This window comes from Staphylococcus sp. 8AQ (assembly GCF_902506595.1).
Lineage (GTDB): Bacteria > Bacillota > Bacilli > Staphylococcales > Staphylococcaceae > Staphylococcus > Staphylococcus pasteuri.
The window spans coordinates 269,096-283,875 of sequence record NZ_LR733871.1; the positions used below are offsets into that span (position 1 = coordinate 269,096).

Sequence of the window (14,780 nt, forward strand, 5' to 3'; positions counted from 1 at the left end):
ATTTTTTTAAATTGGTGAAAGAAGGCGATCCAATGAAAGTAGTATATTTTTCATTTTCAGGCAATGTACGTCGATTCATTAAACGTGCTGAAATCGAAAATGCGATGGAAATTACATCTGACAACTGTACAGAAACTATTAATGAACCCTACATTTTAGTTACAGGAACCATAGGGTTTGGTGAGGTTCCTCAACAGGTTCAGGCTTTTTTAGATGTTAATCATTCAAATATTAAGGCTGTGGCTGCAAGTGGAAATAGAAACTGGGGTCAGAACTTTGCTAAAGCAGGGCGTACTATATCTGAAAAATATGATATTCCGTTGTTAATGAAGTTTGAAGTGCAGGGAACAAACAAAGACGTTATCGAATTTAAAAACAAGGTGGGTAATTTTAATGAAAACTATGGACGAGAAGAAGTACAATCATATTGAATTAAATAACGAAGTTACAAAAAGAAAAGATAATGGTTTTTTTAATTTAGAAAAAGACCAAGAGGCACTTAAAGTATACTTGGAAGAAATCCACGATAAAACAATTTATTTCGATAGCGAAATCGAAAGATTACATTATCTTGTAGACAATAACTTTTATTTCAATGTCTTTGAAAAATATAATGAGGCAGATTTAATTGAAATTACAGAATATGCAAAATCAATTAATTTCCAATTCGCAAGTTATATGTCAGCAAGTAAATTTTATAAAGACTATGCACTTAAAACCAATGATAAACAACAATTTTTAGAAGATTATAATCAACACGTTGCTATCGTATCAATGTACTTAGCTAATGGTGATAAAAACCAAGCGAAACAATTTATTTCATCCATGGTTGAACAACGTTACCAACCAGCAACACCAACGTTTTTAAATGCTGGTAGAGCACGACGTGGAGAATTAGTGTCATGTTTCTTATTAGAAGTAGATGATAGTTTAAATTCTATTAACTTTATTGATTCAACTGCGAAACAACTAAGTAAAATTGGTGGCGGCGTTGCTATCAATTTATCAAAATTACGTGCACGTGGTGAAGCAATCAAAGGTATTAAAGGTGTAGCTAAAGGTGTATTACCTGTTGCTAAATCTTTAGAAGGTGGATTTAGTTATGCTGACCAATTAGGACAAAGACCTGGTGCAGGCGCAGTTTATTTAAACATCTTCCATTATGATGTTGAAGAATTTTTAGATACTAAAAAGGTAAATGCTGATGAAGATTTACGCTTATCTACTATTTCAACTGGTTTAATTGTCCCTTCTAAATTCTTTGATTTAGCTAAAGAAGGTAAAGACTTCTATATGTTTGCGCCACATACTGTAAAACAGGAATATGGTGTGACTTTAGATGACATCGATTTAGATAAATATTATGACGACATGGTTGCAAATCCAAACGTTGAGAAAAAGAAAAAAGATGCTCGTGAAATGTTAAATACGATTGCACAAACACAATTACAATCAGGTTATCCTTACTTAATGTTTAAAGATAATGCGAATAAAGTACATGCTAATTCTAATATTGGTCAAATTAAAATGAGTAACTTATGTACTGAAATTTTCCAATTACAAGAAACATCTGTAATAAATGATTACGGCACTGAAGATGACATTAAAAGAGATATTTCATGTAACCTAGGATCATTAAATATTGTTAATGTAATGGAATCTGGAAAATTCAGAGACTCAGTTCATACTGGTATGGATGCATTAACTGTGGTTAGTGATGAAGCTAATATTCAAAACGCACCTGGTGTTAAAAAAGCAAACAGTGAGTTACATTCTGTTGGTCTAGGAGTTATGAATTTACACGGTTACTTAGCTAAAAATAAAATAGGTTATGAATCAGAAGAAGCTAAAGATTTTGCTAATATCTTCTTTATGATGATGAATTATTATTCTATTGAACGTTCTATGCAAATTGCTAAAGAACGTGGAGAAAAATATCTTGATTTTGAGAAATCTGACTATGCAAATGGAAAATATTTCGAATTCTACACATCTCAAGAATTTGAACCACAATTTGAAAAGGTACGTGAATTATTCGAAGGATTAGATATCCCAACTGCTGAAGATTGGAAAGCACTACAAAAAGACGTTGAACAATATGGTTTATATCACGCATATCGATTAGCTATTGCACCAACTCAAAGTATTTCATATGTGCAAAATGCTACAAGTTCAGTGATGCCTATTGTTGACCAAATTGAAAGACGTACTTATGGTAATGCAGAAACGTTTTATCCAATGCCATTTTTATCACCAGAAACAATGTGGTATTACAAATCAGCATTTAACACTGATCAAATGAAATTAATTGATTTGGTATCAACTATTCAAACTCATGTTGACCAAGGTATTTCAACAATACTATATGTTAATTCAGAAATTTCTACTCGAGAACTTTCTAGATTATATGTATATGCGCATCATAAAGGTTTGAAATCTCTATACTATACTCGTAATAAATTATTAAGTGTAGAAGAATGTACAAGTTGTGCTATCTAAAATCATAAACAAATATAATAGAACATTAAGCTTAATCTAATTGAATTTATGATTTAGAGTATCTAAAAGAATAAAGAAAAGTGGTTGAGACATAAAGTCTTTGTGCTCTGGGAAACTGATTAACGGCGTCCCAAAAGCAGGATTTTCGGCAGAAGGGACCCAACACAGAGAATTTCACAAAGAAATTCTACAAGTAATGCAAGTTGGGCAAACTCACACGATTCGACAAAATTTGAGAAACAATTTTGCTCATCGTCTGGTTCTGCTCAAATCCTAAGCGCTTTTGTCCCGACCTCTGTTAATACATAACCTTAATAAGGGATTAGGTAGTTTAATTGAAAGTTAGTGGTTATCTGTCACCTTAATTAAAGGATAGGAGGATTATTATTCATGAAGGCCGTCAATTGGAATACCCAAGAAGATATGACTAATATGTTTTGGCGTCAAAATATATCTCAAATGTGGGTAGAAACAGAATTTAAAGTATCAAAGGATATCGCAAGTTGGAAAACGTTATCTGAAGCTGAAAAGAATACATTTAAAAAAGCGTTAGCAGGTTTAACAGGTTTAGACACACACCAAGCAGACGATGGTATGCCATTAATAATGCTTCATACTACTGATTTAAGAAAAAAAGCAGTATATTCATTTATGGCAATGATGGAACAAATTCATGCTAAAAGTTATTCTCATATTTTCACTACATTATTACCTTCTAGTGAAACAAACTATTTATTAGATACGTGGGTTATTGAAGAACCTCATTTAAAATATAAATCAGATAAAATCATCGAAAACTATCATAAATTATGGGGTAAAGAAGCTTCCATTTTCGACCAGTACATTGCTAGAGTATCAAGTGTTTTCTTAGAAACATTTTTATTCTATTCAGGTTTTTACTATCCACTATATCTAGCTGGTCAAGGAAAGATGACAACATCTGGAGAAATTATTCGTAAAATATTATTGGATGAATCTATTCATGGTGTCTTTACTGGACTAGATGCACAAAGCTTAAGAAATGAACTTTCTGAAAGTGAAAAGCAACGAGCTGATCAAGAAATGTATAAATTATTAAAAGAGTTATATGATAATGAAGTATCATATACACATCTATTATATGATGACATTGGATTAGCAGAAGATGTACTGAATTACGTTAAATATAATGGTAATAAAGCATTATCAAATCTTGGTTTTGAACCATATTTTGAAGAACGTGAATTCAACCCTATTATTGAAAATGCCTTAGACACTACAACTAAAAATCATGATTTCTTCTCTGTAAAAGGTGACGGTTATACACTGGCTCTAAATGTTGAAGCTTTAAGAGATGAAGATTTTATATTCGATGACGAGAAATAAATAATAAACAGTCTTAATTTTAATCGCTATGAGATTAAAATTAAGACTTTTTTTATGTTTTTAACTTAAATATTAAAATTAATCAAATTTACAGCAATATTTTTCGAAAACCTATTGAATATTACCAATAAATTCTGTAACATTTTAAATGATAACGATTATCATTATCGTCAGAAATAATAAGAATTTCTATTCAAGGAGAAAGTGTTATGAAGTTTTTACTTAAGGGATATGTTTTACTCATCTTTCTCGTTGCGTTTACGGTTCTTTCTTTATTTGTTGGTGTTAGCCAAATATCGATTACTGATATTTTCCATCTTAATAGCGACCAATTAAATATTATTTTATCGAGTCGTATTCCTCGAACAGTTAGTATTCTCATATCAGGTAGTACATTGGGTATCGCTGGTTTAATTATGCAACAAATGATGCAAAATAAATTTGTAAGTCCAACGACAGCAGGTACGATGGAATGGGCAAAATTAGGTATTTTATTATCTTTAATTTTCTTTCCTAAAGGACATATACTTATCAAATTAATTTTTGCTGTTATATGCAGTGTAGTTGGAACTTATTTCTTTGTTAAATTAGTTCAACTTATTAAGGTGAAAGATGTCATCTTTATTCCGTTGTTAGGTATTATGCTTGGTGGCATAGTCTCTAGTTTTACGACATTTATTGCGTTACGTACAAATGCAGTTCAAAGCATAGGTAATTGGTTGAATGGTAATTTTGCCATTATTACTAGTGGTCGTTACGAAGTATTATATTTAAGTATTCCGTTTTTAATAATTACATATATATTTGCGAACCATTTTACGATTGCGGGTATGGGCAAAGACTTCAGCCATAACTTAGGAGTTAACTATGAAAAAATAATTAACATCGCTTTATTTATAACTGCAACAATTACTGCGCTTGTTGTTGTCACTGTTGGTACATTACCATTTCTAGGGTTAATTGTTCCTAATATCATTTCAATTTATAGAGGAGACCATTTAAAACATGCTTTACCTCATACAATGATGTTAGGTGCGGTCTTTGTGCTGTTTTCAGACATTATAGGTCGACTAATCGTGTACCCATACGAAATTAACATCGGTTTAACTATAGGTGTGTTTGGAACTATTATATTCCTTATCTTATTGATGAAAGGTAGGGGTAATTATGCTAACTAAACACAATAAGAAAGTATTGTTACTAACCTTAATCACACTAATTATAGGTGTTTTATATTTATTGTTAGGTATTGATTTTGAAATATTTGATTATCAAATCCAAAGTCGTTTAAGAAAATTCATATTAATTATTTTAGTTGGCGGTGCTATAGGTACTTCCGTTGTTATTTTCCAAGCTATTACGACAAATCGGTTACTGACACCATCAATCATTGGTCTTGATTCCGTATACTTATTTGTGAAAATTTTACCTGTGTTTATATTAGGAACTCAATCCACATTAGTTACTAATGTTTATATTAATTTTGTCATTACATTATTAGCAATGGTATTATTTGCGCTTTTCTTATTCCAAGTTTTATTTAAAATAGGCCATTTTTCTGTTTATTTCATACTTTTAGTTGGCGTCGTACTTGGAACATTTTTTAGAAGTATTACAGGTTTTATCCAATTAGTTATGGATCCAGAATCATTTTTAGCTGTTCAAAGTACAATGTTTGCTAACTTTGACGCTTCTAATTCAAAACTTGTTGGATTTTCAGCTATCGTATTAGCCGTGTTAATCGTCATTACTATTATCTCGCTTCCATATTTAGATGTCTTATTGCTCGGTAGAGAACAAGCAATTAATTTAGGCGTCAATTATGAAAAAGTAACAAGATTATTTCTCATTGTTGTTGCTATTTTAGTATCTGTTTCAACAGCTTTAGTAGGTCCAATTACATTTTTAGGACTATTAACTGTCAATTTAGCACATGAATTTATCAAGACTTATGAGCATAAATATATACTACCTGCTACATTATGTTTTAGTTGGATAAGTTTATTTATAGCGCAATGGGTTGTTGAACATCTTTTTGAAGCGACTACTGAAGTAAGTATAATTATTGACCTTATAGGTGGAAGTTACTTTATATACTTATTAGTTAGAGGGAGAAATGCCAATTGATCCAAATTCAAAGTTTAAATAAATCCATTCAGAAGAAGAAAATTTTAAAAGATATTAATGTTGATATTGAAAAAGGAAAAATCACATCACTTATTGGTCCAAACGGTGCAGGAAAAAGTACTTTATTATCAACAATCACAAAGTTGATTCAGATTGATAGTGGCACTGTCAAAATTGAAGATAAGTGTATGGATGATTACAAAACAGATGAATTAGCTAAAAAAATTTCAATATTAAAACAAACTAATCATACTGAAATGAATATTACTGTTGAACAATTAGTTAATTTTGGAAGATTTCCTTATTGCAAAGGACACTTAAAACAAGAAGATAAAGAACAAGTACAATATGCCTTAGATTTATTACAGTTAAATGAAATAAAGGATAGAAATATCAAAACACTGTCAGGAGGACAACGTCAACGCGCTTATATAGCGATGACGATCGCACAAAATACTGAATACATTTTATTAGATGAACCACTAAATAATCTAGATATGAAACATTCAGTACAAATTATGCAAACTTTGCGTACATTAGCAAAAACATTAAATAAAACAATCGTTATTGTATTACATGATATTAATTTTGCATCCTGTTATTCAGATAATATTATTGCTTTAAAAAATGGTGAACTTGTTCGTTCTGGTAGTAATCAAACTGTTATTCAAAGCAATGTATTAAGAGAATTATATGAAATGGATGTCAAAGTTGAAAATGTAAATGGTCAACGTATTTGTCTATATTATGATGAATTGATATTGAATTAACACTAGTTTTATTAGACCTTTAAAGGAGTGATGCTTATAGTATATGGATAAATCAATCTATTCAAACATGTTCCTTTCAGCCAACCGATAAAATTAAAAAGGAGTTATTACATAATGAAAAAATCTATTTTAGTCTTATTATTATCTTTAGTATTAGTTTTAGCAGCGTGTGGTAACAACTCTAACAACGATGATTCAGGTTCTAAATCTGAAAAAAGTGGTTCAAAAGACACTGTTAAAATCGAAAATAATTATGAAGCACAAGGAAAAGAAAAAGACGGTAGCGATGCTAAAAAGGTAAAAGAAACAGTGGAAGTACCTAAAAATCCTAAAAATGCTGTCGTATTAGATTACGGTGCTTTAAACGATTTAAAAGAAATGGGTCTTTCAAGCAAAGTAAAAGCTTTACCTAAAGGTGAAGGCGGTAAATCATTACCAGATTTCTTAGATGATTTTAAATCTGATAAATATTTAAATACTGGTAACCTAAAACAAGTTAATTTCGATAAAGTTGCTGAAGCAAAACCAGAAGTGATTTTTATTTCAGGTAGAACAGCTAATCAGAAAAATTTAGATGAATTTAAAAAAGCAGCACCTAAAGCTAAAATTGTTTACATGGGTACAGATGATAAACATTATCTAAAATCTATGAAAGAAAATACAGAAAAATTAGGTAAAATTTACGATAAAGAAGATAAAGCGAAATCATTAACTAAGAAACTAGATAAAAAAGTTGATGCAATGAAAGATAAAACATCTAAATTTGATAAAAAAGTAATGTATTTATTAGTCAATGAAGGTGAATTATCTACATTTGGTCCAGGATCTCGTTTTGGTGGTTTAGTATTTGATACACTTGGATTTAAACCAGTCGATAAACATGTAACTAAAGGACCACATGGTCAAAATGTTAATAACGAATATATTAATAAAGAAAATCCAGATGTGATTTTAGCAATGGATAGAGGACAAGTTGTTTCTAATAATGCGACTGCTAAGAAAACATTAAATAATGATGTATTGAAAAACGTAAAAGCCGTTAAAGATCATAAAATTTATGAACTTGATCCTAAATTATGGTATTTTGCTTCTGGTTCAACAACAACTACTATGAAACAAATTGATGAATTAGAAGAAGTTGTAAAATAATAAATAATAAGCGCTAATAGCCTCATTGTGAGAGCCATTAGCGCTTTTATCATTTTAAATTATTAAACTTCGAAATAAAGATGGTAATGGAATTTACATCTATGATTAAAGTGAGATTGACATTTCGGACAAGATTCAACCATCATGTATTCGTTGATTGTCATTTCATTTTTACAGACACCACACATAATGGCATACTCGTTAAATTCATCTTCACTCCAGCGTTTGATAGGATGTGTCTCATGGTCGTTGTGACATTGATAACAAGGATAATATTTATTACAGCATTTGAATTTAATTGCTATAATATCCAAAAATGACTGATAATGTATGCATCTTGTTTCATTATCAACAATTGAACCGTAAACTTTCGGCAAAGAAACAAACCTCCTATAACCAATTAATCTGCGTCCGGATGTTCTCCTATAATACGTACCTCTGTATTTAATTCAACATCAAATTTATCTTTAACTGTTTTTTGAACATGATGGATTAAATCTTCATAATCTGTCGCCGTACCTTTATCTACATTAACCATAAAACCAGCATGTTTAGTTGAAACTTCAACACCACCAATACGATGACCTTGTAGATTAGAATCTTGAATTAATTTACCAGCAAAATGGCCTGGTGGTCTTTGGAAGACACTTCCACATGATGGATATTCGAGTGGTTGTTTAGTTTCACGGCGTTCAGTTAAGTCGTCCATTTTGGCTTGAATTTCTTTTAAGTTACCAGGTTCTAATGTAAATGCAGCTTCTAAAACTACGAGATGTTTTTTCTGTACGATACTATTTCTGTAGTCTAGTTCTAATTCTTGAGTTGTTAATTTAAGTAAATCACCATTTTCATTAACACATAGTGCATAGTCAATACAATCTTTCACTTCGCCACCATAAGCGCCAGCATTCATAAATACTGCACCGCCAATTGATCCTGGTATGCCGCATGCAAATTCTAAACCAGTTAGTGCGTAGTCTCTTGCTACACGTGAAACATCAATAATGGCTGCACCGCTACCCGCGATAATTGCATCATCTGATACATCAATATGCTTTAATGATAATAGGCTCAATACAATACCTCTAATGCCGCCTTCTCGGATAATAATATTCGAACCATTTCCTAAATAAGTGACTGGAATATTATTTTGGTTTGCATATTTAACAATCGCTTGTACTTCCTCATTTTTAGTAGGTGAAAGATAAAAATCAGCTTTACCGCCAGTTTCAGTGTAAGTGTATTTTTTTAAAGGTTCATCTACTTCAATAATGTCGTTTGGAATAATTTCTTGCAAACCTTTTAATATATCGTTTTTATTCACTATCCGTACGTCCTTTCTTTATTCAATACTAATATTATTATTATATCAATTTTATTTGCTATTTGCGAAATAAGAAGATATTATACGCAAAGTAAATCGACTAAGATGTGCATAATACATTATTATTTTATTTTGATTTATATGCTATATAATTATGATATGTTGAACATTTATAATGAGATTTTTAATATCGTAAATATAAATTTATATAATGATTGTAGATTATATGTTTCTCTTTATTTTAAGTGACCATATTGTTTGTATATATTTTCAAATATAGATTGCTTTTGGCTTTCATACGTTCTTATTGATTCAACATTGTTTAATAATTGTTTCTTTTTTTGAGCGAATTCATTTGCGATATCTATATTATTATTTAATATGTGATCGACAGTTTGATATTGTTCAAATAATTGAGTGTTTAATTGAACGATGTGTAAACGAACTTCTTGCTTTAATTCTCTAAGATTATTAAACTTTGCCATCATTACTTTCTTTTTATAAGCGTGATGTAATCGATAAAATCCAGCATAATTGAGACGCTTTTCATCTAATGATGTAATATCATGTAAATTATCTACACCGATAAGCAAATCAAGTATGGGTTCAGTCTCATAATTAAAATGCTTCGTTCCACCAATATGCTGTGTATATTTAATTGGTGAATCTAGTAAATTATACAATAGAGCGCTTGTTTTTTGATATAAATGGTTGTAATGGTCATCTGCTTGATATTTAATGAGAGGTTGAACATGCCCGTACATGGTTTTACTCCTTTGTTATAAATTGGTAAGCTATAAAGTCTGAGATACTATAACATAATTTATTTTCTTAATAAATACGTTTCTGTATAATGTTCTATGGTAAGGGGTGCAAATATGAAAAAAATAATACTTATCCCAGTGATTTTCCTCATTATTATCTCGTTAACAGCATGTAGTAATAAAACTAATTCAGATTTAAATCATTTTGAAAGCAAATTAGATGAAGTGAATCATAAACAAGATAAATTAAAAAAAGTTATGAAAAAAATAAATCTTAAAGAATTAGATCATTTAAGTAAAACAGACACTACTGATAAAAACAGAAAAGAGTTTATTAAACTTCAAGATGATATTGATCAACAATTAATACCTGCATTTAAAGAATACGAAAAATCTGCAAAACAATTGCCTGCTGAAACAAAAGAGGTTAAAGAGTTAAAATCTGAGTATCTTAAAACTGTTAAAGATAAAAAAAGTTCAATATATGATTTGAAAGATTTTGTAGACTTGTGTAACGATTCAATCAAAGATAATGAAGATATTTTAGATTATACTAAATTATTTGAGAAGAACCGCTCTCAAGTTGAAAAGAAAATAAATAATGCTTCTAATAAAGAAGATGCAAATCAATTAACATCAAAATTAGAAAGTAATAATAAAGATTTAAAACAAACTGCCAAAAAATATTTAGATACGTCTACAAGTGATGCAAAAACAGCCAAAAAAGCAATTGAAAATCATATTTCTCCTTTAATTGAGAAACAAATTAAAGATATAAATCAAACTAATATTTCTGATACAAATGTCGATAATGCCCGTAAGAACGCGATTGAAATGTACTATAGTTTAGAGAATTATTATGATACTCGTATTGATACTATAGAAGTTGGTGAAAAAATATCTAAAATAGATGTCGATAAGTTGCCAAAAGAGGGTAAAGATATAGATAAGAAAGATAAGGAATTTAATTCGAAATTAAAAAAGGTAAAACAAAAAAACAATTAATTTTGATTAGAATTAAATAAATTAAATAACCATGGTTAACATTGCTAAGTAAAATGTGTATAATTGTACCCACTGATATTATTTTCGGGATATGAATATCACGCATATGCTCAGAAAATGTGATAAATACTTTTAGAGGTGAATAGAATGGCTATAAAGCTGAGTTCAATTGACCAGTTTGAACAAGTGCTAAATGAAAATAAATATTTATTTGTTTTAAAACATAGCGAAACTTGTCCAATTTCTGCAAATGCGTATGATCAGTTTAATAAATTTTTATATGAACGCGATATGGATGGTTACTATTTAATAGTACAGCAGGAGCGTAAGTTATCGGACTATATTGCTGAAAAAACAAATGTAAAACATGAATCACCACAAGCATTTTACTTCGTCAATGGTGAAATGAAATGGAATGCTTCACATAGTGATATCAATGTTTCATCATTAGCTCAAGCAGAAGAATAATTTTTTCAGATAAGTGAACAAATAATTGAGTAATGAACGTAAATTTAAATTAATTCTATGTTCATTTAAAAGATAAAAGTCATTTTATTACTATGATGTAGTAGTGAAATGGCTTTTTTAGTTATTAAAACGAAATATGGTTTATCATTTATGGTTTGCTGATGAATAAGATATAATAAATCAATATTCAAAATGTAATTGTTTTAATATAATTTGTAATAGCTTTTATTGTGAAATACGCAGCATTCATATGTATAATATGTTAGTGTAAAATATTAATTATACGATGAATCTATAAATTATATTTAAAACATCATATAAATGATTTTAATAAGTAACACTATATATAAAACAAGGTGGTTAAGGCGATGAAAGTTTTAGTAGCCATGGATGAATTTAATGGTATTATTTCTAGTTATCAAGCAAATAGATATGTAGAAGAAGCGGTTGCTAGTCAAATTGAAAAGGCAGATATAGTGCAAGTGCCATTATTTAATGGCCGCCATGAATTAATGGATTCTGTCTTTTTATGGCAGTCTGGTAGTAAATATCGAGTTGCCGCTCACGATGCAGATATGAATGAAGTAGAGGCAATATATGGTCAAACTGATAGTGGAATGACAATTATAGAAGGTAATTTATTTTTAAACGGTCAAAAACCAATTCAACAAAGAACTAGTTATGGTTTAGGAGAAATATTAAACGCAGCACTAGACAACGATGCCAAACATATTATTATTTCATTAGGTGTAATTGGCAGTTTCGATGGTGGAGCAGGGATGTTACAAGCCTTAGGTGCTAAATTCTATGATGATGAAGCAAATATTGTTGATGTGACAAAAGGTGCCCATGTCATTAAATATATTAGACGCTTAGATTTTTCAGAAATTCATCCGAAATTAGCTGAAGCTAATATTCAAGTGATGTCAGATTTTTCTAGTAGATTATATGGTAAGCAAAGTGAAATTATGCAAATGTATTCTACGCTAGGGATGACTCAAAATGAAGCAGCAGAAATAGATAATTTAGTATGGTATTTTAGTGAATTATTTAAAAGTGAGTTAAAAGTGACGATTGGACCTATCGAGCGTGGTGGTGCTGGTGGCGGTATTGCTGCAGTATTAAAAGGATTATATCAAGCAGAAATTTTAACTAGTCATGAGCTTGTAGATCAAATTACACATTTAGAAGATTTGGTACAACAAGCAGATTTAATTATTTTCGGTGAAGGGTTAAATGAACGAGACCAATTGTTGGAAACTACGACATTACGTATTGCAGATTTAACCGAAAAGCATAATAAAACATCAATTGCTATTTGTGCTACTGACGATAAATTTGATTTATTCGAAGGTAAAGGTGTGACGGCAATGTTTAATACATTTATCGACATGCCTGAAACTTACACTGATTTTAAAATGGGTATTCAAATTAGACATTATACTGTTCAAGCATTAAAACTATTAAAAACACAATTTGATGTTAATCAATAAAATAAACTAAATAACACGCCTTGGTTGTCATTTTGTATAAGACAATCAAGGCGTGTTTATTATTGTATTTATTTATTTGAATTGGCTACTTCTTCAGCTATACCTACCATAACGTGGATAGCTTTTTCCATTACATTAATAGAAGCATATTCATAAGGACCATGGAAATTGCCACAACCTGTAAAAATATTTGGTGTTGGTAAGCCCATAAATGAAAGTTGTGAACCATCTGTACCACCGCGAATTGGATCGGTATTTGGTTTAATATCTAATTGATTGAATACTTTAGTTGGAATATCAATAATATGTTGATGTGGTTTTATTTTTTCAGCCATATTATAGTATTGATCTTCAACATCGACTTTAACAGGATAATTTTCGAAATGTGAGTTAATATCGTCACGAATTTCCATAAGTCGTTTTTTACGTAAATCGAATTTCTTTTTATCATGATCTCGAATAATATATTGTAATGTTGCTTTTTCAACGTTACCTTCAAAGTTCATTAAATGATAGAAACCTTGATAACCTTCAGTACGTTCAGGAACTTCATTTGGAGGTAACAAACTATTAAATTGTTGTCCAAGTGAAATGGCATTAATCATAGCATTTTTGGCAGAACCAGGATGTACGTTCACACCATGACAAGTAATAGTAGCTGCTGCAGCATTAAAGCTCTCGTATTGTAGCTCACCAAGTTGACTACCATCCATTGTATATGCGAAATCAGCATTAAAACGTTCAACATCAAATTGATGAGGACCGCGACCAATTTCTTCATCTGGAGTAAAGCCAACACGGATTTTACCATGTTTAATTTCGGGATGTTCAATAAGGTATATTAGACCTTCCATAATTTCAACTACACCGGCTTTATCGTCAGCACCTAATAATGATGTACCATCAGTAATCATTAGCGTATCACCGATGACATGTTTAAGTTCAGGGAAGACTTTAGTATCTAAAATTCGGTTTGTTTGTCCTAGTTGAATTGGTTTTCCATCATATTTTTCAATGATTTGCGGATTAACACCAGTCGCATTAAAGTCAGGTGATGTATCAACATGTGCTAAAAATCCAACAGTTGGTACGTCCGCATCTATGTTGCTTTCTAATGTAGCAAACAGATAACCATGATCATCCATATCTGTTTCAAGGCCCAAATCTTTTAATTCTTTCTCCAATAGATTTAGTAAATCCCATTGTTTAGTTGTAGAAGGCGTAACATTAGAATTTGGATCTGATTGTGTATCAATTTTTACATATCTTGTTAATCTATCAATTATTTGTTCTTTCATGTTAGACATCCCCTTAAACTCTGTTATTCATATTATAAGATTTCTTATAAGATTTACCTTTAATCTTACCATAATACTGTTTGATACGTGTGTAGATATAATAGATAATTTCTGCAACAAGAATACCAAATGAAATCGCACCAGATATTAGTGTAACTTCTAAAAAAGTATTTACTGCATTTGTATAATTATTTGAAACTAAATAACGTGTAGCTTCATAAGCTGCGCCACCAGGTACAAGTGGGATAATTCCAGGAACAATGAAAATGATAACAGGTCTTTTGTAACGTCTGCTCATCGTATGGCTTAATAATCCTAATATTAAGCTACCTAAAAAGGAAGCACCTACTTTACCAAATTGCATGTCTACAGTGAATTGATAAATAGTCCACGCTACCGCACCGACAAACCCACAAGCTAACAATAGTCGACGAGGCGCATTAAAAATGATGGAGAATAGGACTGTGGAAATGAAACTGATTGTAAAGTGAAATAAATAAAATAACAATATGAACAGC

15 protein-coding genes are annotated in these 14,780 nt (G+C 30.4%); 10 read left to right on the forward strand and 5 right to left on the reverse strand.

All coding sequences use genetic code 11. The features are described from left to right. Window positions 1–32 precede the first annotated feature (32 nt). From nrdI to GVY01_RS01395, 7 genes are all read left to right on the forward strand, one after another. Window positions 33–431 carry a class Ib ribonucleoside-diphosphate reductase assembly flavoprotein NrdI gene (gene nrdI / locus GVY01_RS01365; RefSeq protein ID WP_026083473.1) on the forward strand — a complete coding sequence of 133 codons (399 nt, stop codon included), beginning with the start codon at window positions 33–35 and terminating at the stop codon, window positions 429–431. Then, window positions 394–2,499, forward strand: coding sequence for a class 1b ribonucleoside-diphosphate reductase subunit alpha (gene nrdE / locus GVY01_RS01370; protein WP_017637113.1), 2,106 nt, complete (start codon window positions 394–396; stop codon window positions 2,497–2,499). Before nrdI ends, nrdE begins: the two co-directional genes overlap by 38 nt. A 390-nt stretch (window positions 2,500–2,889) precedes the next feature. Then, complete coding sequence (gene nrdF, locus GVY01_RS01375; RefSeq protein ID WP_002450939.1) at window positions 2,890–3,864, forward strand: class 1b ribonucleoside-diphosphate reductase subunit beta; 975 nt, start codon at window positions 2,890–2,892, stop codon at window positions 3,862–3,864. A 209-nt stretch (window positions 3,865–4,073) separates the two neighbouring features. Beyond that, window positions 4,074–5,042 carry an ABC transporter permease gene (locus tag GVY01_RS01380; RefSeq protein ID WP_017637112.1) on the forward strand — a complete coding sequence of 323 codons (969 nt, stop codon included), beginning with the start codon at window positions 4,074–4,076 and terminating at the stop codon, window positions 5,040–5,042. Next, a complete protein-coding gene (locus GVY01_RS01385; RefSeq protein ID WP_017637111.1) occupies window positions 5,032–5,991 on the forward strand; it encodes an iron chelate uptake ABC transporter family permease subunit in 960 nt (319 codons plus the stop codon). The genes GVY01_RS01380 and GVY01_RS01385 overlap by 11 nt, the downstream gene beginning before the upstream one ends. Continuing rightward, a complete protein-coding gene (locus GVY01_RS01390) occupies window positions 5,988–6,761 on the forward strand; it encodes an iron ABC transporter ATP-binding protein (protein ID WP_017637110.1) in 774 nt (257 codons plus the stop codon). The genes GVY01_RS01385 and GVY01_RS01390 overlap by 4 nt, the downstream gene beginning before the upstream one ends. A 114-nt stretch (window positions 6,762–6,875) precedes the next feature. Next, window positions 6,876–7,910 (forward strand): ferrated catecholamine ABC transporter substrate-binding lipoprotein SstD, encoded by a 1,035-nt coding sequence (locus GVY01_RS01395; RefSeq protein WP_017637109.1) that lies wholly within the window; start codon window positions 6,876–6,878, stop codon window positions 7,908–7,910. A gap of 62 nt (window positions 7,911–7,972) precedes the next feature. Here GVY01_RS01395 and GVY01_RS01400 read toward each other — a convergent pair whose 3' ends face one another. From GVY01_RS01400 to GVY01_RS01410, 3 genes are all read right to left on the reverse strand, one after another. Beyond that, window positions 7,973–8,287, reverse strand: a complete 315-nt coding sequence (locus GVY01_RS01400; protein ID WP_017637108.1) for a CHY zinc finger protein — start codon at window positions 8,285–8,287, stop codon at window positions 7,973–7,975. 23 nt (window positions 8,288–8,310) lie between these two features. Continuing rightward, window positions 8,311–9,237 (reverse strand): UDP-N-acetylmuramate dehydrogenase, encoded by a 927-nt coding sequence (gene murB / locus GVY01_RS01405; protein ID WP_026083472.1) that lies wholly within the window; start codon window positions 9,235–9,237, stop codon window positions 8,311–8,313. 233 nt (window positions 9,238–9,470) lie between these two features. After that, window positions 9,471–9,998, reverse strand: a complete 528-nt coding sequence (locus GVY01_RS01410; RefSeq protein WP_017637106.1) for a GrpB family protein — start codon at window positions 9,996–9,998, stop codon at window positions 9,471–9,473. Window positions 9,999–10,112: 114 nt separating this feature from the next. Here GVY01_RS01410 and GVY01_RS01415 point away from each other — a divergent pair, with 114 nt between their 5' ends. The 3 genes from GVY01_RS01415 (at window position 10,113) to GVY01_RS01425 (ending at window position 12,964) form a co-directional block, all read left to right on the forward strand. Next, window positions 10,113–11,003: an EMYY motif lipoprotein gene (locus GVY01_RS01415; RefSeq protein ID WP_046466459.1), complete on the forward strand. Its 891-nt coding sequence runs from the start codon at window positions 10,113–10,115 to the stop codon at window positions 11,001–11,003. A gap of 147 nt (window positions 11,004–11,150) precedes the next feature. Then, the gene (ytxJ, locus tag GVY01_RS01420; RefSeq protein WP_017636805.1) at window positions 11,151–11,471 is read left to right on the forward strand and encodes a bacillithiol system redox-active protein YtxJ; all 321 of its coding nucleotides are present in this window, start codon (window positions 11,151–11,153) and stop codon (window positions 11,469–11,471) included. Window positions 11,472–11,839: 368 nt separating this feature from the next. Further along, window positions 11,840–12,964, forward strand: coding sequence for a glycerate kinase (locus tag GVY01_RS01425; RefSeq protein WP_017636806.1), 1,125 nt, complete (start codon window positions 11,840–11,842; stop codon window positions 12,962–12,964). Between the two features lie 68 nt (window positions 12,965–13,032). On the opposite strand, the gene pepT is transcribed toward GVY01_RS01425, so the two are convergent. Together pepT and GVY01_RS01435 are read right to left on the reverse strand one after the other, a co-directional pair. Continuing rightward, the gene (gene pepT, locus GVY01_RS01430; RefSeq protein ID WP_017636807.1) at window positions 13,033–14,262 is read right to left on the reverse strand and encodes a peptidase T; all 1,230 of its coding nucleotides are present in this window, start codon (window positions 14,260–14,262) and stop codon (window positions 13,033–13,035) included. Window positions 14,263–14,275: 13 nt separating this feature from the next. Next, window positions 14,276–14,770, reverse strand: a complete 495-nt coding sequence (locus GVY01_RS01435; protein ID WP_017636808.1) for a threonine/serine exporter family protein — start codon at window positions 14,768–14,770, stop codon at window positions 14,276–14,278. Between the last annotated feature and the right edge of the window lie 10 nt (window positions 14,771–14,780).

Coding starts and splice junctions, on each gene's coding strand:
- nrdI (WP_026083473.1), top strand. CDS start 33: ATGAAAGTAGTATATTTTTCATTTTCAGGCAATGTACGTCGATTCATT.
- nrdE (WP_017637113.1), top strand. CDS start 394: ATGAAAACTATGGACGAGAAGAAGTACAATCATATTGAATTAAATAAC.
- nrdF (WP_002450939.1), top strand. CDS start 2,890: ATGAAGGCCGTCAATTGGAATACCCAAGAAGATATGACTAATATGTTT.
- GVY01_RS01380 (WP_017637112.1), top strand. CDS start 4,074: ATGAAGTTTTTACTTAAGGGATATGTTTTACTCATCTTTCTCGTTGCG.
- GVY01_RS01385 (WP_017637111.1), top strand. CDS start 5,032: ATGCTAACTAAACACAATAAGAAAGTATTGTTACTAACCTTAATCACA.
- GVY01_RS01395 (WP_017637109.1), top strand. CDS start 6,876: ATGAAAAAATCTATTTTAGTCTTATTATTATCTTTAGTATTAGTTTTA.
- GVY01_RS01410 (WP_017637106.1), bottom strand. CDS start 9,998: ATGTACGGGCATGTTCAACCTCTCATTAAATATCAAGCAGATGACCAT.
- GVY01_RS01415 (WP_046466459.1), top strand. CDS start 10,113: ATGAAAAAAATAATACTTATCCCAGTGATTTTCCTCATTATTATCTCG.
- ytxJ (WP_017636805.1), top strand. CDS start 11,151: ATGGCTATAAAGCTGAGTTCAATTGACCAGTTTGAACAAGTGCTAAAT.
- GVY01_RS01425 (WP_017636806.1), top strand. CDS start 11,840: ATGAAAGTTTTAGTAGCCATGGATGAATTTAATGGTATTATTTCTAGT.
- pepT (WP_017636807.1), bottom strand. CDS start 14,262: ATGAAAGAACAAATAATTGATAGATTAACAAGATATGTAAAAATTGAT.